The organism is Sphingobacterium sp. SRCM116780 (assembly GCF_021442025.1).
In the GTDB taxonomy this organism is placed as follows: Bacteria; Bacteroidota; Bacteroidia; order Sphingobacteriales; family Sphingobacteriaceae; genus Sphingobacterium.
In genome coordinates this window covers 1,056,209-1,073,847 of record NZ_CP090446.1, presented here as the reverse complement: position 1 = coordinate 1,073,847, position 17,639 = coordinate 1,056,209, and the positions used below count along the sequence as shown (strand labels likewise).

At 35.6% G+C, this 17,639-nt stretch carries 13 protein-coding genes; 8 read left to right on the top strand and 5 right to left on the bottom strand.

Features of this window, described 5'->3' with window-relative positions; translation table 11 throughout:
- Positions 1-62: 62 nt before the first annotated feature.
- The 3 genes from LZQ00_RS04675 to LZQ00_RS04665 all read right to left on the bottom strand — a co-directional run bounded on the left by LZQ00_RS04675 (position 63) and on the right by LZQ00_RS04665 (position 8,655).
- Positions 63-563 (bottom strand): hypothetical protein, encoded by a 501-nt coding sequence (locus LZQ00_RS04675; protein ID WP_234512348.1) that lies wholly within the window; start codon positions 561-563, stop codon positions 63-65.
- The gene (locus LZQ00_RS04670; RefSeq protein WP_234512346.1) at positions 544-5,157 is read right to left on the bottom strand and encodes a DUF6443 domain-containing protein; all 4,614 of its coding nucleotides are present in this window, start codon (positions 5,155-5,157) and stop codon (positions 544-546) included. Before LZQ00_RS04670 ends, LZQ00_RS04675 begins: the two co-directional genes overlap by 20 nt.
- Positions 5,158-5,355: 198 nt before the next feature.
- A complete protein-coding gene (locus LZQ00_RS04665) occupies positions 5,356-8,655 on the bottom strand; it encodes a hypothetical protein (protein ID WP_234512345.1) in 3,300 nt (1,099 codons plus the stop codon).
- Positions 8,656-9,213: 558 nt separating this feature from the next.
- Here LZQ00_RS04665 and LZQ00_RS18445 point away from each other — a divergent pair.
- Positions 9,214-9,342 (top strand): hypothetical protein, encoded by a 129-nt coding sequence (locus LZQ00_RS18445; RefSeq protein ID WP_262910922.1) that lies wholly within the window; start codon positions 9,214-9,216, stop codon positions 9,340-9,342.
- A gap of 589 nt (positions 9,343-9,931) precedes the next feature.
- Here the strand turns inward: LZQ00_RS18445 and LZQ00_RS04660 are convergent.
- Positions 9,932-10,756 carry a HEPN domain-containing protein gene (locus LZQ00_RS04660; protein WP_234512343.1) on the bottom strand — a complete coding sequence of 275 codons (825 nt, stop codon included), beginning with the start codon at positions 10,754-10,756 and terminating at the stop codon, positions 9,932-9,934.
- A gap of 199 nt (positions 10,757-10,955) precedes the next feature.
- On the opposite strand from LZQ00_RS04660, the gene LZQ00_RS04655 reads away from it, so the two are divergent.
- The 7 genes from LZQ00_RS04655 (at position 10,956) to LZQ00_RS04625 (ending at position 16,475) form a co-directional block, all read left to right on the top strand.
- Positions 10,956-11,363 (top strand): helix-turn-helix domain-containing protein, encoded by a 408-nt coding sequence (locus LZQ00_RS04655; RefSeq protein WP_234512341.1) that lies wholly within the window; start codon positions 10,956-10,958, stop codon positions 11,361-11,363.
- A gap of 241 nt (positions 11,364-11,604) precedes the next feature.
- Entirely contained in the window at positions 11,605-12,207 is a 603-nt protein-coding gene (locus LZQ00_RS04650) for a hypothetical protein (protein WP_234512339.1), read from the top strand.
- Positions 12,208-12,443: 236 nt separating this feature from the next.
- Complete coding sequence (locus LZQ00_RS04645; protein WP_234512337.1) at positions 12,444-13,412, top strand: AAA family ATPase; 969 nt, start codon at positions 12,444-12,446, stop codon at positions 13,410-13,412.
- A complete protein-coding gene (locus LZQ00_RS04640; protein ID WP_234512335.1) occupies positions 13,399-14,286 on the top strand; it encodes a hypothetical protein in 888 nt (295 codons plus the stop codon). Before LZQ00_RS04645 ends, LZQ00_RS04640 begins: the two co-directional genes overlap by 14 nt.
- On the top strand, positions 14,276-14,800 hold the full coding sequence (locus tag LZQ00_RS04635; RefSeq protein WP_234512334.1) for a hypothetical protein: 525 nt from the start codon (positions 14,276-14,278) through the stop codon (positions 14,798-14,800). The genes LZQ00_RS04640 and LZQ00_RS04635 overlap by 11 nt, the downstream gene beginning before the upstream one ends.
- Before the next feature lie 78 nt (positions 14,801-14,878).
- The gene (locus LZQ00_RS04630; protein WP_234512332.1) at positions 14,879-15,634 is read left to right on the top strand and encodes a hypothetical protein; all 756 of its coding nucleotides are present in this window, start codon (positions 14,879-14,881) and stop codon (positions 15,632-15,634) included.
- 148 nt (positions 15,635-15,782) lie between these two features.
- The gene (locus LZQ00_RS04625) at positions 15,783-16,475 is read left to right on the top strand and encodes a CPBP family intramembrane glutamic endopeptidase (RefSeq protein WP_234512331.1); all 693 of its coding nucleotides are present in this window, start codon (positions 15,783-15,785) and stop codon (positions 16,473-16,475) included.
- 320 nt (positions 16,476-16,795) lie between these two features.
- On the opposite strand, the gene LZQ00_RS04620 is transcribed toward LZQ00_RS04625, so the two are convergent.
- Positions 16,796-17,344, bottom strand: coding sequence for a GNAT family N-acetyltransferase (locus LZQ00_RS04620; protein ID WP_234512329.1), 549 nt, complete (start codon positions 17,342-17,344; stop codon positions 16,796-16,798).
- Between the last annotated feature and the right edge of the window lie 295 nt (positions 17,345-17,639).

Genomic DNA, 17,639 nt, shown 5'->3' with positions numbered 1-17,639 from the left:
TGGATTTAAGTGACCGCAGAAATAGCGAACACTTAAACCAGAGGGAGCCATCAAAGCTTTCATCATAATTTTATAAAATTCAGGATCGAAATAAGTTCTTTATCTTTTGTGAATATTTTTAAACTCACACTAGATCCAATTTTATACAAATTACGATAAGAATTGCTATCGCCAATTGAATAAATCTCACCATTTCCATATTGTATCATTAATCTTTCTTCATTTAACGAATTGACATTTAAACAAACAAAACCTGCTCGATTGATTTTATGTTTAAAAAGGTTAAATATACCATAACTCTTAAAGTAAAAACTATCACAAGTATAAATTTGTAATTTATCATTGACCTTCTTAAACCAGATGGAATCAACGATCTCTATTCTATCTGGTGAAATAACTTTGATGAAATTATTATTGTTTTTTGAGTTTTCAATAGAAAATTGTGATGGAAAATAATAATTTACAAATCTTCCATTTCCCATCAACAACACCGATAAAATATAATATAGAACAGGCAAAAGTACCACTACTAATATTGTCAATCTAGTTCGTTTTTTTTTCATGACCTTTAAATTTAAGTTTTTCATCTATACGGGTACCTTTATTATTCTTTTGAATATCTTCAAATTTGGCTTTCGGATAATAAGAAGAAGAATTACTTGTTTTTAAATCCCCTGTTTTTAAAGCGCTTTCAACATTATGCGTGCAATTATTAAAAAGAGTACTATATTCTTCAGCTGTTTTTATCATAGCAGCCTCTTTCATTTTTTTATCCGTTGTCGGATCAGTAGTTATCTGATAACCCTTCTCAAATCTTTGCATGATGTTTCCCTTTGAATCACGCTCAGAATTATCAAATGCATTTTTTGGACCTCCCTTTTCTCGAACATCATCATAATCTGCTTTATGAGTATTATATTCACTATCGGCAAAGTCTTCTACAGTTTTAAAACCACCAACAATTGAATACTGATCATTTTCAACCCAGCTTCCATTTTTATCTATATATGTATTATCGGCATCCTTATCCTGGGAATAAAAAGTCCATCCCTCCTTATCATTTCCTATAAGTAATGCTAGATGGCCATATGTATGACCTGGTTTAGGATTTCCATATGATAAAATTACAATATCCTTACCATTGGGATCTATAATATCAATCGGATTATTAAGAGCATAATTATATGGTGAGTGATTAAAATATTTCTCCGCCATTGGATCCACTACATTCCATCGACCGATCTCTGCATCATAGAATCGAGCTCCATAATCCAGCTGTCCTTCAAATATGTAGGAACTTCCCAAGGTATGTGTACCCACACCAAGGTCATCTTGCATCTCTTTGCCATTATAAAGATACTTATTATTTATACTGGTTGCAATAGATTTACTCTTTCCAAATGGATAGTAATCCTGCTTCTGTACAACCGCTGCAGCTGGTACAGTAGGAGTTCCTGCCTGCTTGATCACCGAGCGTACATTACCCAAATGGTCAGTTAGATAATAGTAGTAACTATAGGTTCCTGTATTGTTCAAGAGAAAACCATCTTCTGTAGCGATCCGTTCAATTACACTGGCAGCTGCTCCCAGCTTACTGTATTCGATCCCGTCCACATAATCCTGCTCTGTTGTGACAGCAGCAACTGTTGCTGTCTTTTTCAGTTTGGTTCCCATGGCATCATACAGATAAGTGACCGTTCTTCCTGTTATTGTTGCCGACTTGGGGAGGTTCAGCTGGTTGTAGCTAAAAGCCATACCTGTACGGTCTTTGGTTGCATTACCATTGCCATCATAAGTAAAGGTACCTGTTAATCCACTGGTCAGACTCAACAACCGATTACTTTTGTTTGCATTATTATAAGCATAAGTAGTCGTGCTGGTTGTAGGTGTGTTGCCAATATTACGGGTCAACGTCCTGATATTGCCCATATCATCATAGACTAACGCTTCGCTCATGATCGTTCCTGTACTCGTGCCATTGGTCAACCGATTAAGGGCATCATAGGTATAAGTGAAAGTACTGTTGGTTGTGGCTGCATGGCCCCATAACTGCTGGGCAATATTACCATTGTACTGTGCATTGGTGAGTACCGCTCCTGCACCGGTCTGGTTATAGTTCAGCTCATAGGTAAACTCCGGAGCAGATGTTTTGGTAGCCCAGCCACGTTCGTTGTAAGCATAGGTTATATTCGTAAGAAAGTTCGTGCCATTGTTTTCACTATGGATACCTTTGCTCTTGAGCTGTCCGATTTCGTTGTAAGCTAGCTTGCTCTGGATGATCTCAGCCTGGGCATTCACTTTCTTCTTGGTCTGCAGCAGTCTGCCTACATGGTCGTAGTTATTGGTGGTCAGAATTGTCGTTGCTGTACCAGTGGCCGGCTTATGCTCGCGCTTACAGGTCAGCAGTTCTCCCGAAAAGCTGTAGGTGTTGGTTATCAGATCAATGCCCAGCAGATGGTTCTGTGAAGCGCTCTGGATGACCCGGCCATAGTCATCGTAATAACTGATACTCCAGAGCGGCAAGGTTCCATTGTCTTTGTAGACTTTGCTACCTGTTGGCAGTCCCTTAAGCTTGGTACTTTTTGTGATCCCTACTGCAGCCAGCTTGGTTGTATCTCCTCCTTCAAACAAATAATCATCGTAATAATTGACCGTCAATGGCGTCATACTAGTCTTTACCTTTGGAAAGGCATTCTCCGTATACTTGGTGTATTTAACAGTACCGACCAACTTCGTCTGTACGCTCCGCTCTTCCCAATAGACAGTGACCGAATCCGCGGACTTTTGTGCAGCAGCTTGGTTCGCATAATTTCTCTTATATATACCTGTACTCACAATCTGGCCGAAGGCATCATATTTTGTATAATTCCATTCTTTAATCGGTTTTACACGCTGCACAGAATCCTGGGTCATAATAACCTTATTATTAGCATTGTACACTAACCATTCCCAACCCTTTCCAGGAGTTTTCTTTTCGATCAGTCTTCGTTTGCCATCATATTTGAAGGCATAGATCAGCTCATTAAAATCCGCATCATTCTGCTCTGTAATAGTTTTCTTTGTATATCCTGGAGGAACAACATACCGTAGATCACCAAAATCGTCGTAAACATAATAGGTATTGAGTACCTTGGTTTCAGATTCCCAGACACGTTTCAGTACCACCCTACCTTCAAAGTCCTTGTATTCATCAACAGAACCTTTCCGAAGAGTAAAACTTGTGCTGTTCTCGTCCCTTAAGGTTGTCCGATATAACTTACCAGCCAAATAGTTACCTGTACCTGACGCTCCTGTAGCGGTTATTTTCCACAAACGAACAGTATCTGCACCACTGGCGGTGTTGGTTTCATAACTGGTTTTTACCGTATGACCAGCTCCAGCAGTTCCAACAGGTTGCCAGGCATCTCCGGGTGCCCCTTGCTCCTGAACCCGGTTTAGCGGACTGTTTTCAAAAACTGTTACCGAAAAGGGTTTACCCGTTTTCTTAACATGGGCATCCCAGGTATTGGAGGTTGCGTAATAGGCCAATTGATCTGCTGTTGGGGTTGGTTTAAAACTTCCATTCTTGACCAAGTTCTTCACATAGGGAAGGTATTTCTTGCTTTCCCTGCCAAAGGCATCATATTCGGGATACTGTACAATGTCATTTTTAGAGGGACTTCCTTGCCACTGCACCGATTGAGAAGGTCTGCCAAGACCATCAAAGTACTGCACCGTCACATTCACGCTATCTACGGGTTTTCCTTCCAGTGCCGCGATCGTTTTATAGTTCGGGTTTCTAACCGTACGCTCCAGGACATAGTTCTGATCATAACTTGCTGTAAGCACATCATTAGATACAGAAAATGTCACCGTTGCTGTCGATGTCCCGATTCCATTAGCTGCTGTCACGGTATAACTCTTCGCAGCTGTAACAGAGGCGATTTTGCCACTGATATTCCCTGTAGAAGCATCGAAAACAAGTCCAGCAGGCAATGCCGGACTGATGCTATAGGCCGCCTGAACAGCCACTTTCTTCACTTGGTTAGCCAGGTTCTCGGTGATGTAATATTTTCCGTCCAGAGTCCTGGAGATCCCGAATGGATTGCTCAGCATCCCACTGGTTGAAATTGTACTTACGACACCTGTAGGGGAAACATAACGGAGGGCATTGTTGTTCATATCCACCAGATAGATGTTCCCATCTTTTACCACCAGGTTGTTCAGTGCATAGAAACGCGCTGCGCTTCCCTGTCCTTCAACATAGCCGGAAGTCCCGTTACCAGCGACCGTACTGACCATTCCACCTGCGATCTTCCGCACGGCATGGTTCTGTCTGTCGGCAACGTACAGATCGCCGTTAGTGTCAAAGGCCAGTCCCATCGGACTGTTGAACTGTGCGGTCAACAGTGCTCCGTCCTGAAGTCCCAGGGTTCCACTTCCTGCGTAGGTACTTACTACACCTGCAGTTGTGATCTTACGGATCAGGTGGTTCGAGCCGTCGGCAACATAGAGGTTGCCCGAAGCATCAAATGCCAGTCCCATCGGATTATTGAAGGAAGCAGCTGTTCCCGTTCCATTTGTCGCTCCAGCAGTTCCGCTTCCTGCAAAGGTACTGACTACTCCTGCTGGGGTAATCTTGCGGATACGATGGTTCTGCTGATCGGTCACAAATAGATTGCCTGAAGCATCGATCACCGCCGAACTGGGATGACGGAATCTCGCAGTAGTCCCTGCTCCGTCCACATACCCCCAAGCCGTGGAGTTTCCTCCGGCAAAAACGGTTTCTGCACCTGCAGAAGTCCGCTTCATGATCGAATGATAACCTGCATTGGCAATATATAAGGATCCATCGGATCCCATGACCGTATTCAATGGATTGTAATATCCGGTTATGGTCTGCTCCACGGTTACCACAAATTCAGCTGCTCCACCACTGTTGGTGGGAGACCAGCTGATCTGTTGGTTGATACCAAATGTACGTGCACTGCCGTAGCTGATCGTAGGCTTAACGGTAGCTGATAATGCCTGCATGGAGGAGCTTGCCGCAATTGCCTGCATGCCCATTGGTATCTGCTGTATTTTTTTATCTGCTTCCAGCGTATCCACCTGGGCATCTACATGACTGACATGAACCAGTAGTGAGACTAGGAATACTATTTTTGTTAATCTTTTCATCATTTTAGCTTCGGTTAATTGCTAGGTTATTTCATAGTTATATTCTCGAATGGATCAAACATCATTTTCAGATGCTACATCATCCTATCAAACCAGAATATATGTATATACTGCGAATCCTAATTCTGTTTTTGACAAGTATCAACAGAGGTTCTATTTAAATTAAGTGTTTTTTTCATCACGATTATTGATATATGATTATAATTCAATCCAGGCCGTATTACAATCAATGATTTCTGCGACAACACCATTAGCGGCCACACGAGCGATACCTGATCCCCTGGTATAATAACCAGAGGGTACATAGGAACCATCCATTTGATAAAGAACCGTTCCAACAATAATTGGTGGGTCTACGATATTGCCGGGATTCAACAGGTAATAGGGAGCTCTATTGGTGGAGGAGCACATGGTCTGTCCCGATGATAGGACACTGGGGAAATAAGCCAGATTAACAATAGATGCTCCTGCTGGCAAATTACTATTACCAAAACAGTCGTATAATTGACCTTTATAATTATAACAGAATGTCTTGATCACATCTCCCTTCTGGTCTTTTATGGCAACTAAACGCTGCATCCCATCGTACTCGTAGTATTCCGTTACCCCACGAGGGTCGGTCTTGCTCTTCATACCGACCAAAGGTATGTATGTATAGCTGGTAATCATTGCTTTAGGGAGCCCACTCCTTAAGGTTGTCATCGCTGTATTGATAGCGGTTTCCGAAACTGTTAATAAGTTCAGATTATCAATGGTCGCTTGCCCCAGAACTGCCAATGCTTCTGCATAGGTCACATTCTTGATTTCTGCTATTGGATATTGGCCAGCATAACCCCACAAATAAGTAGTTGTTGGCTCTTCTTGGTTTTTTATTTCTAGTGGGTTTCCATATGTATCGTATACAGAAATTTCCAAATCTTTATTCAAGTTTGATGTTAAATTCTTCGTGTATTTTTTATTAAATTTTGATTTCCCAGAGAATAATTTAAATATATTCCGCTCAATTTTGCTTAATACTCCATTTTTATACATTTCTACTTGTATCGGTGAATTGATTTCATGTTGACTTCCTTTTTTGAGTGACTGAATAGCTGTAAATTCATCATTTAAAAGATTACCGCCAGATAAATTTATAGAAGTAATGTCATCTGGATAATAAGATTTCGTCTTTAATTCGACACCATCACTATTTGTTGTGATAACGGTTGAAGGCTCCATTGAATAAGTACTTTCATATAAATATTGGGTACTTTTTTCAATTTTCAAAGAGGAAGTACTGTCCATTTCAACTTTTGAATCCAAATTTACCGTGGCTGAAATAAGGTTATAATCAATGGTACGAATTGTACTCCATGGTAATGCCCAATCTGGATCACTAGTAGATGAAGGTTTCTCTACTTCAATACGTTGTTCATCTACATTAAATGGATTTGTATAGCTACTGGACAATACACTATGCCTACGATAATAAGCCATTTGAGGAATGATTACTTCTTTGTATTTTTTATACGCGTAACTGATCCTATTTTTTAATTTATATGTATTATTAATTTTTTCAAATATGGATTTATTTGTTAATAACGCTGTAGAATATAAATGGGGAATGAAGGAATCATAATACGTATTCTCTCGTGTATGGTTATCTGAAAATGTTTCACTTTTTTTATCAAAGACAGGTAATGAATAGTCATAGATAGTTTTCCCCAATGTCATGCCAGAGGCATCTTTTAGATATTCGGTAACTTCAGAATAATAAACAGGTTGTCTATAAGCTGCTTTAATAAAGCCTATTGGTTCAGAAAAGAATTCGCGATATCGATATCTGGAAGCTTTTTGAATATGAACAGACTGATAGGAATCTACAAGGGTTCCATTTAATGGAATACTTGTAATTAAAGTTGATGTTTGAAAATCATTAATCTGAGGTTGCCATGAAAGTTCTCCTACACCATTACTTCCATATTCGTATTCTTTGAAATATTCATGAGCGCCATCAAAATTCTTGACAGTCTTTATTCTAATCCCTGGTCCACTTTTTATCTGCCCCAGATAGTTGTATCGATTATCTTCATAAATAAATTCGGTACTTCCAAAGGTTGGATATGTTACTTTTCGCAACGTGCCAATTAATTTTTGAGTATAACTGGAATTTCGGCTAGTTATCGTACCAATAGTTACTGGATTCGCTAAATTATAGGGATACTGATAATTATTTATTTTATCAATTGGGATTAAATTAGAATTTGAATTCTCATTGGCATAACCCCAATAATCTTTTCCATAGCAATAGTCTATTAAGCTAGTACCATGCGCACTACCTTGATAATATTCAAATGAATACTTCTGATTGGATCCATTTGTTTCTGATCCATTGAATACCACATCTTTTATTGCTATTCCTTGATTATTTGGTATTGAAAATGATTTACCCAATAAATCCTGATAGAGAAAATCGATTTTTGAAATTAATGTATTGCTTACGGATTTATGTATGATTTTATTTAACGTATAATTATTTGTATTGTACTCGAATTCGACATTTCCAATACTGGACTCAATCAAAAGCAAATATTGAAGGGTATAATTTTCATTAGAAATGGTATTTGTAGTTTTCAAAACCAAAGAGGATGTTGGTGCACCATCAGTCGTTCCCTCAGGATAATTATAAAAATAATCTCCCAAGGTTGCTTTTGATCCATAAGAAAGGTTGCCACTTAAGTTTGGTTGAGAACTGGAAACAGCACCATATTTAAATCGGATAAATTCTTTCTCGGGTGTGGTAATTTTAGCAAGTAACCATGACATGGTGCCATCCGTACCACCGAAAGTATTCGTTCCTCCATAATTAACACTTGATTCAGTAATTGAGCCAAATACATATTCTACTCCATCGCTGTCAGTAACATAGAAAACACCATTTTGGAAACTTACTTTATAGGGGAAGTATTTTAGGAATAAGATTTCTCCTGAATTCCTTATGATAAAAGAAGAGGAAATACCTCTAAAACTTATGTTATATATATCATATTCTGTATCGTAATCCGAATTTGAGGGATGATCCATTGCTAATTGCAATCTGCGTTCATATTTTATTTGTTTCGCATTTCGATCGTCAGAAGATAAACTATTAAAATAGGTTGCATCTTTTTCCATTCCAGCAACATCTCGATAGCTTCTTAAGTCAGATATTCCTTTTATTTCCCTACTTATCATCCCATAAGCTTCTAATTTCCAGTTCAATCCTAATTCAGAAAAATTCATATCGACTTTTCTTCCAGAGGCATGGTATTTCGCTTCAATGGGTAATTGATAAGTTTTAAGTTTTAAAGATAATAATGGAATGGAAATATCGACTAAACCCGTACTAAGATCAACAGGATACTCGCCAAATTTCATAAAATTGAACGCTTGGGGAGAAGGAGGAATATAATCAGATCGTTGACCTAACACGTTGATACTAAAAATGACAACAAACAAACTTAATAGAAGATATTTCATAATTGACAACAGGTAATGAATAAAAATAAATTCGTTAAAAAAATATTTAAAATTTTCGGCGTAACTAGGTTAGTTTTTACGACTATCTCAGGTTGAAAGTATCTGATAACTATATGAGATACATCACAATTTTCTATATTTAGCGTTCTTGAGACAGAAAGGAAAAACAAAGTAAAATCTTTAAAAAATACTATGTTCTTTTTCTCTGTAAGACAAAAAGGCTTACAAATATGACAAAATATAAAAAAATAGCAGAGCTAGTGTAAAGGTTAATTGTATATGTTTTAATTCTTTAATTAAGAAAACATACAATAGTATAAAGTTAATAGTTTTTACATAATTTCAAAATTATTTTTTCGTTTAAGCATATTTAATAATATAAAAGCAATCTGAATTAATCTTTTTGTTGATTCACACTAGTAAATGACACAAATACGGGCATATAATTATTTTTCTGTTCTGTTGTAAATTTGTTTCTAATTTGATTCCCTGTTCTTTATAAAATTATTCTACTTCCGTAATAGATTGAATTTTTAAATTCAAGCATTTGATTTATATTTGAATAGCACAATACCTTCACGTTTGTTGAGTTCTAGTAAAAGATTGACCAAAAGAAAAGTTGCTTGGTATGGCGAAAAACCTTTTGAATACACGTATTCCAATACCGCCAAACAGGCATTGCCTTAGTCGCCAGCGTCACTGGAGCTGAAAAATCTAGTTGAAAAAGAAACGGGTGAAACATTTAACTCTTGCTTACTCAACTTATATCATACTGGTGATGAAGGAATGGCATGGCATAGTGATGGAGAAAAGGATCTAAAGAAAAAGGCTCTATAGGCTCATTGAGTTTTGGAGCAGAGCGTAAATTTGCTTTTAAACATAAACAAAGGAAAAATTAGAGCTGACTTTAGCAGATGGAAGTCTATTAATAATGAAAGATACGACACAGACCTATTGGCTGCACCGACTTCCTCCAACAAAAAAAGTCAATTCTCCAAGAATAAATTTAACCTTCCCCTCTGGTTTAAGTGTTCCAACGGGTCACTTAAATCTTTTATAGCAACCAGGTCTCCATACCGAAATACAGCACTACATAAATGTTATAGGGACATCCCCTTCCTTTCCATATTAATAAATCGATATCTTGTTGCTTTCGTGCAGTTTTTAATTTCATCGGTTTTGTTCTATTTCCAGACAAAGTCTTCGTTTTATATTGAATTTAAGTAACCTCAAAAATAGCGAACACTTAAACTCATGGGGATGTGATATATTTACTCTAAACAGCAGCATCTACTTTAAAAATATGCTGTTGTTCAAATGAAAGAACTGTTTGGTTAAATATTTCTGTTGCATTTGCTAACAGATCTTCCATTTTTCTTTCCAATTGAAGTAGTGTTTCAAAACCCACTTGAAAGTTATCCTCATAACGAGTTGCACGATAAATATTTCCGAGCAATTGAAGCAAATAAGTATCCTCCTCTTTTTCTTCGTCAAAAATGGTCGTGTACAAAGAGCTTAATTCTTTTGTCCAGCGATGATGACAACGGATAGAATGGGTAATTCTTTCCTTTGCTGTAAGCAGTAATTCTATGTACCTATACGTCAATTCAATAGTTTGGTGAAGCAGAAATGCAGCCATTGGATACTTATTCCGTTCTTTAAAATGATAATACCCATCCCGAAACTCTCCAATCTTTTGATGCTCCCTAGCACTCAATTCTATGGCAAGTTTCAATAACTTTACAGCATCAAAATCTAAGGGTATGGGCATAAAACCAGAACCTTCTTTCGGGTATATTCGCTTGTTTGGTTGACAAGACGTAAACAAGAACAGATTCCCTTCTCTTATTCTGTCTTTCGCCTGAAAAGCTATATAACACATTACACGATATTGTTCAAATTCCCTTATCGTATTGACAATTTTAGGTACCAGTTCACCCAAGGTCTTCAAGTACTTATTGGACACAAGAATGGTGAGTTCATAAGGAGTTGTATTGTGATCGTAAGTATTAAGGTAGATACACTCGATATTATATTTTGCTGTTAAAGCAAGAATAATCTCCTCGATATTATTCTGTTCATCTTGATTTAGTAGGATCATCATTTAAATTATTAGGTTCATATTGGCAGTATAACCTTGATTTTTGGTTTAAACAAATTAACCTAATCTAATTCATGTACCGTACTAAAACACTTTGTATCACACTAGTTTCAATAGTAAAATACAACAACAAGCTTGTATATTACTAAACCATACGATTGCTCTATAGGAAATACCATATTATTACTAACTTTGAGTTATGAGTAAGGAAAACAAGATCGGACCAAAAATTAGCCGCCTACGCGAACTACGTGGCATGAAGCAAGAAGCTTTAGCGGTAGCACTTGGAGTAAGTCAGCAGACCGTTTCCAATATTGAGCGAAGTGTGGAAATAGAAGAAGACTTGCTATCCCAAGTGGCGGAAATACTAGGCGTTACTCCTGAAGCAATTAAGAATTTTGACGAAGAAGCTGTGTTTAATATTATTAATAACTCATTTACCAGCAATGATTCTTCAACATTGAATGCCATTAACATACAACCTACATTCAATACTGTTGACAAACTGATCGAAGTATACGAGGAAAACAAAAAACTCTACGAGCGCCTACTCGAAGCCGAAAAATCAAAGGTTGAGTATCTGGAAAGATTGTTGAAAGAAAAGTAAAATACTTTTAGTTTGTTTCGTTTTTAATAAACAAAGAACCTGTAATTTCCCTTTGGAGATACTTTCATAATGTAAATGTTGTTTATTTTAGAAATAAACAACAGCCGTTCTCGAACCCATCTCCAAGAAACCTTTATCAAGAATTCAATATAATTAATTCTCTCAAGATGCAGAAAAATTTGGAAAGAGATTTAAATCTTTGTAAGAAACTGATAAAGCTAAAATAACTTTTATATATGCTATGGAGCTAATTTACCTATATATCGAGAATGACGGAAAGAATATAAAAGATTGTGAATTTAATTTTTCTTCGGAATTCCGCATTTCTTACGATCGAAAGAAGTACTTTATTACTGTTGATAAAAATGAAAAATTTGTTCCCAACTTCTGGGAGAAAAATAACATCTCTAATGTTACAGCGATCATTGGCAAAAATGGAGTAGGTAAATCTAACCTTATTAAGTTCATAATGAATCCTAATTCATCGAACGATGTAATACTTATCTACAAAAACATGAGTAAGATTAAAATTTATTCTAACATACAAGGTCTTCGAGAAAATAAACAGGGACATTCTGAATTTTTAACATTAAATAGAGATTTCGATCAATCAACTATACCTACAATTTATTATAGTCCAAACATACACCAATCTACTAATAGCATTTACTTAAAGAAAAATATCGATATCTCAATTCGTGGTTTAATCAATATAGATTTACAAAATCACTCAATCAATGGGACAGATTCTGGAGGATCCATGATTTCTATGGGAAAAATGATACCAACGACAGGTACTCTTATCATGATTATGGAAATTTTCTTAGACAGATTGATTTTTTGAACTTATATCCATCATTTGATATATCTAACATAATCCTTCCTTATAATTGCACTATAGAGACATATAGCTTAGGATTTAACCATAAAATACGCAAAAATGCAAAATGGGAAGCACTTATAAAGAGATATAAAACAAAGTTCTCCGATTCGTATAATATCGAGAAGCATAAGTCTGACAATTATAAGGCATTTTGGTATCTTTCACTTTTAATGGAGTTATTTAGCTTTTGTTTAGATATGGGACTAGAGCAAGAGATAATAGCATTCTCCGAATCAAATAAATCATTACATTACAGATCGTGTACGATACTTTTTTTTGAAAAAATATCAAAATCTAACCTTAAAAATGGAATAGAAATAAATAAGTTATTTTTATCTTTAGATGCCATTTTTCAATCAATCGAAGGAAAACCAAAATCTAATGCTTTAAATTCCATAATTTCTTTAACAGACGCTAAAGAAATAGTAACGGTCTATTCTCAACTTTTATTCCTGTATAATAATGATTTGCTTGAGAGATATTCGAGAAACGAGGTGGCGAGAAGAGATCTATTCTTTGAGCAATGCTTCAAAGTAAAATGGGGATATCCTCTTTCTTCTGGGGAAGAAGCATATTTGATTTTTTTAGCTAATCTCAATTATGCAAGATCACAAATCAAACACCAAGACACACATCAAATATTGATTTTAGACGAACCCGAATTATCGTTCCACCCTGAATGGCAACAAAAATTTCTTAACTTATTGCTCAATGCTGTAGAACAACTCTATCCTGAATTCAAATTTCAAATAATAATAGCATCTCACTCTCCAATTCTTGTGTCGGACTTTCCGAAAGATAATATCATTTTTCTAGATAAAAATAAAAACGGTACTTGCAAAGTTGTAAAGTCAATCAGTAGAGATAATACATTTGGAGCTAATATTCATACCTTATACAGAAATAGTTTTTTTATTGACGGGCTTCCAATTGGCAATTTTGCTAAGAAAAAAATAAACCAGTTATTTAATGACCTTGAAAATAATAAACTATTCCGTCAGTCTATTTTAAAAGAAATTCAAATGGTGGGAGAACCCATTATCCGTGATCAACTAATGAAATTGTACAAGCAACGAGAAGGATTACCAGATGATATAAGCATCAGGATATTTGAACTTGAAAAAGAAATAAGCATTCTAAAAAGAAAACTAGATGATCAAAATTGAACGTAATCTAGAAGAAATTGCTCTTCTATATTTGACTAAATTAAAAGAGTGCAAACGTAAAAAACAATATCCCATTAATAGTTGGTTTATCGACAAAATAGATGAACTAATATTAGCTAAGCCTGATGAATTCAATCAAATCAACGAAGAGTTTGAAGCATTATATTACTCTAACAATGAAAATGTTCAAAGATTCAGAAGATACATGGATAATCAATATAAGACGATGTGCGACAAGCATGGCTATTGGTTAGCAAAAGAGCTCAATGTCAATACTTGTCCGTACTGCAATAGACAATATACTTTCACTACAGATAAAAAGAAGAAAATTAGACCCCAGTTTGATCATTTCTTCTCTAAATCGAAATATCCTCACCTAGCGTTGTCATTTTATAACCTTATACCATGTTGTCCTACATGCAATCATGTCAAATCAGATCATGTGAGTGAGTTACTCCATCCATATTTTGAAGGCTATGATGTGAACTGCCGATTTTCGGTAAACCATAGGGAATTCATGCTTGAAAAAGATTCGGATATTAAGGTATCAATTGACACTTTGATTGAATGTGATGATGAAAACTTCAAAATAAAGTGCAAAAACAATATACGCACATTTGCTCTAAAAGAATTATATCAAGAGCATACTGATTACATTGAAGAAATAATTTTAAAAACTTACTCATATAATCAGGAGTATTACAATGGTTTAATAGAAGATTTTTCTAGAATGGGGAAATCTACAGGTGAAATACATCGTTTGATTTTTGGAAATTACATAGACAGAGCAAGTAATGAGCAACGACCTCTTTCTAAGTTAACAAGTGATATTTTGGAACAAATTGGCTTACAAAAATACAGTTATGAGACGTAAAGAAAAAATGATAGAAATAGCTAATGAGGTAGTAGATTCACGTTATTCTTCAGCTAAAGAGCAGCTCCATGACGCGCAATTACTTATAGAACTAAGAAAACAGCACCTGTCAAAGTTATCACAGGTCGATATTTTTAGAGCAAAACTGATGCAATTAAAACTTCAGATGGAAGAATTCTTGAAATCATCTGAATACGATAATGAACCTCATTTCACGACTTTTCTTGAAACATACATAGACGCATTATACAATAAAAAAAGTGAATTTGCTAAGGATATAGAAGTGACGCCAGTATCCCTTAGCCAAGTGCTCAACAGTCACCGTGAGCCAAAGGCAGAGTTCATGTTAAAGCTCATGATCCACTCGGAGCGTGCTTTTAAACTTATTGGCAGTTTTCCTGAAAAGATATGGTATCAAGTTTATTTTCAGGAGAAGATGAATAAAACGATGATCAATCAAGAAAAATTACGTCCAGAGGTTGAAAAGAAGATTAAATTTGAATCATTGGTTTAGAAGATTCTCATTATTTGGTTGCTATCCTATGGAACCTTTGTCAACAATCTTTGAACGATCCTTATAAAAATCCAAGAGATGAAATTCAAACTATTCTTATTCCTATTATTTTTTTCTAAAATTGGTTATTCTCAAAGTGAGAAACTTGACGAATATAAAGTAGCCAATATCAAGAATGTGATCGCGTTATTCAAACAGAAAGATAGTAGCAAAATTTCAAATATAATTAGCTTCCCTTTACGCAGGGAATATCCAATACCTAATATTAAGGACAAAAATGAGTTTAAACAACGGTTCAGCGAAGTCTTTGACAGCATCCTTATTGAGAAGATTGCTCATTCAAAAATTGAGCAGTGGTCAGAAGTGGGTTGGAGAGGAATTATGTTAGATGATGGTGTTATCTGGATAACAAGTGATAAAGGAAAAATAACTGCCGTGAACTATCAAAGCGACTTTGAAAAAAAGCTAAGAAAAGACTTAGTCGCTAAAGAAAATTTACATCCTTCTTTAAAAACTTTTAAAAATCCGATTTACAGCATAAAGACTAAAAAATTTCTAATTAGAATTGATGAACTGGCGAATCATACATACAGATATGCTTCTTGGAAAATAGATGAAAAAGAATCTTCAAAACCCGATATGATCTTAAATAATGGTGAGTTCATATTCCAAGGAAGTGGTGGTAATCATGTGATTACTTTCTCAAATAAAAATTATAAATATAAGGTTTACAGAAACATGATTGGAGAGGATCATGCAGCAGACATTACTCTTGTTGTCGAAAAAGATGGTCAAGTAATTTTAACAGAAAACGGAACATTAATTACTAAATAGACAACAAATCATTGAATTAAAAGTTGATACAAAAACATCTGACTAATTGCACAAAATGACTCCGTCAAAAATACACTGGAAGTACACCGTTGCAAGAGTAATTTTATTCTGCCTTTGCTGTGCATTGATGTTAATCGTATGTGCTCCGATGACCAAAAATTTACCCAAGCCTTGGTCTGACATACTACTGGGCAGTATTGCCTCCATTGCGGTATTTATATTAACCGTAGTATTTTCTCGTTGGGAAAATCTTCAATTATCTGAAATTGGCGTAGTTCCGAGAAAACAAACTTTACCCCTATTTGGATGTGGTTTTGGAATCGGTTTATTATTAGCTATTGCGCAAGGATTATTGGTTATAACATTCAGTGATGTAAAATTAATGTATGCTCCCCAAACATCTACAATAACAATTTTTCTGACACTTATTCTGTATTTAATTTTGGCCTTTAGAGAAGAGTTAGCATTTCATGGGTATGCTTTACGAAGCCTTACTTATGCAATTGGCTCTTGGAAAGCGCAATTAATGATTGCCATTATATTTTCCTTAGAACACTTCGCTGGTGGCTATACCGTTACGCAAGCTTTTTTAGGAGCTGGAATCGGGTCAATTCTATTTGGTATTGCTGCATTAAAATCAGGAGGTATTGCTTTACCAGTTGGACTTCATGCCGCATGGAATTTTGGACAGTGGTCTATCGGATTTAAGAACGAACCAGGAATTTGGCAAACTATAATTGCAAAAGGATACGAATCAAAATACGAAATTGTAAATTTTACTTTTTACCTCCTTGTTATGCTTATAGCAATCGCCAGTTTCTATTTCTACAAAAGGAAATAAGCATGCCCCCCCTCTGGTTTAAGTGTGTTCCAACGGGTCACTTAAATCCTTTATAGCCACTAGGTCTCCAGACCAAAATACAGCACCACATAAATGTTATCGGGACATACCCCTCCTTTCCATATCTACAAATCTATGTCTTGTTGCTATCGTAAAGTTTTTAATTCCATCGGTGCTGATCTATTTCCAGACAAAGTCTTCGTTTTATATTGAATTTATTGACCGCAGAAATAGCGAACATTTAAATCAGGCGGAAAATCGAAAATAGCCCTATAAGTGACATAGCTATTTTCGATTCTTGTCTTTTTGAACTATTTTTTCTATCCTTTTAATTTTGAATAAATGACAGTATCAATAAATTGCCCATTATAGAACTCACTTTCCTTAAAATATCCCTCTTTAATAAAATTGCATTTCTCCAATACGCTGGCTGAGGCCAAATTTGCTGGATCAATCAATGCTTCGATTGAATGAAACTTCATTTCATTAAAGCCATAATTAACGACTTCATTAATTGCCTCAGTAATATAGCCTTTTCCTTGAAATTCCGGAAGTAGCATATAGCCAATTTCAGCTCTGTAATGCTCAGGTTTTATATGGTAATAACCAATGGTACCAATCATTTTAGGATCATCCTTTAAAGTAATCACCCAATTAATCATTTCATTGGCACTAATTTTTTCATCGGTTAATTTCAGGAATTCTGATATTTCCTCAAGAGTTGTCGCTACTGGTCGAGGAATATATTTCATTATTTCTATATCAGAGCGCAGTGCAAATAGTCCATTGATATCATTTAAATCAGCACGTCTAAACTTTAGTCTTTCTGTCTCCAACTCAGGAAAAGTTGAGAAATTTACAATCAGCATATTAGTTTATTATTTCCATAAAGTTATGAATATTTCTAAATAATTTGATTGTTATAAGAGGATGGAACATTAAGGAGTTTGTTTAGGTTATACTTCTAAAAACCATGTAGTCCTTTTGTAGTTACACAACTCGTACCTGTAGTACAAGTGTGGTCGTGAAAAAAATAGATTTATGTAAAAAATTCAGCATTTTTGTTTAAGCCAATTAATTCTATCGGATGTGATCTGTTTTACATTTTTCATATAAAGATTATCGGAAGAAGAGAAAAAACTAATCAGGAACGATATTTGAAAG

Excerpts from the sequence above, each read along its gene's own strand:
- LZQ00_RS04675 (WP_234512348.1), bottom strand. The coding sequence starts at position 563 with ATGAAAAAAAAACGAACTAGATTGACAATATTAGTAGTGGTACTTTTG.
- LZQ00_RS04670 (WP_234512346.1), bottom strand. The coding sequence starts at position 5,157 with ATGAAAAGATTAACAAAAATAGTATTCCTAGTCTCACTACTGGTTCAT.
- LZQ00_RS04665 (WP_234512345.1), bottom strand. The coding sequence starts at position 8,655 with ATGAAATATCTTCTATTAAGTTTGTTTGTTGTCATTTTTAGTATCAAC.
- LZQ00_RS04660 (WP_234512343.1), bottom strand. The coding sequence starts at position 10,756 with ATGATCCTACTAAATCAAGATGAACAGAATAATATCGAGGAGATTATT.
- LZQ00_RS04655 (WP_234512341.1), top strand. The coding sequence starts at position 10,956 with ATGAGTAAGGAAAACAAGATCGGACCAAAAATTAGCCGCCTACGCGAA.
- LZQ00_RS04650 (WP_234512339.1), top strand. The coding sequence starts at position 11,605 with ATGGAGCTAATTTACCTATATATCGAGAATGACGGAAAGAATATAAAA.
- LZQ00_RS04645 (WP_234512337.1), top strand. The coding sequence starts at position 12,444 with ATGGGACTAGAGCAAGAGATAATAGCATTCTCCGAATCAAATAAATCA.
- LZQ00_RS04640 (WP_234512335.1), top strand. The coding sequence starts at position 13,399 with ATGATCAAAATTGAACGTAATCTAGAAGAAATTGCTCTTCTATATTTG.
- LZQ00_RS04635 (WP_234512334.1), top strand. The coding sequence starts at position 14,276 with ATGAGACGTAAAGAAAAAATGATAGAAATAGCTAATGAGGTAGTAGAT.
- LZQ00_RS04630 (WP_234512332.1), top strand. The coding sequence starts at position 14,879 with ATGAAATTCAAACTATTCTTATTCCTATTATTTTTTTCTAAAATTGGT.
- LZQ00_RS04625 (WP_234512331.1), top strand. The coding sequence starts at position 15,783 with ATGACCAAAAATTTACCCAAGCCTTGGTCTGACATACTACTGGGCAGT.
- LZQ00_RS04620 (WP_234512329.1), bottom strand. The coding sequence starts at position 17,344 with ATGCTGATTGTAAATTTCTCAACTTTTCCTGAGTTGGAGACAGAAAGA.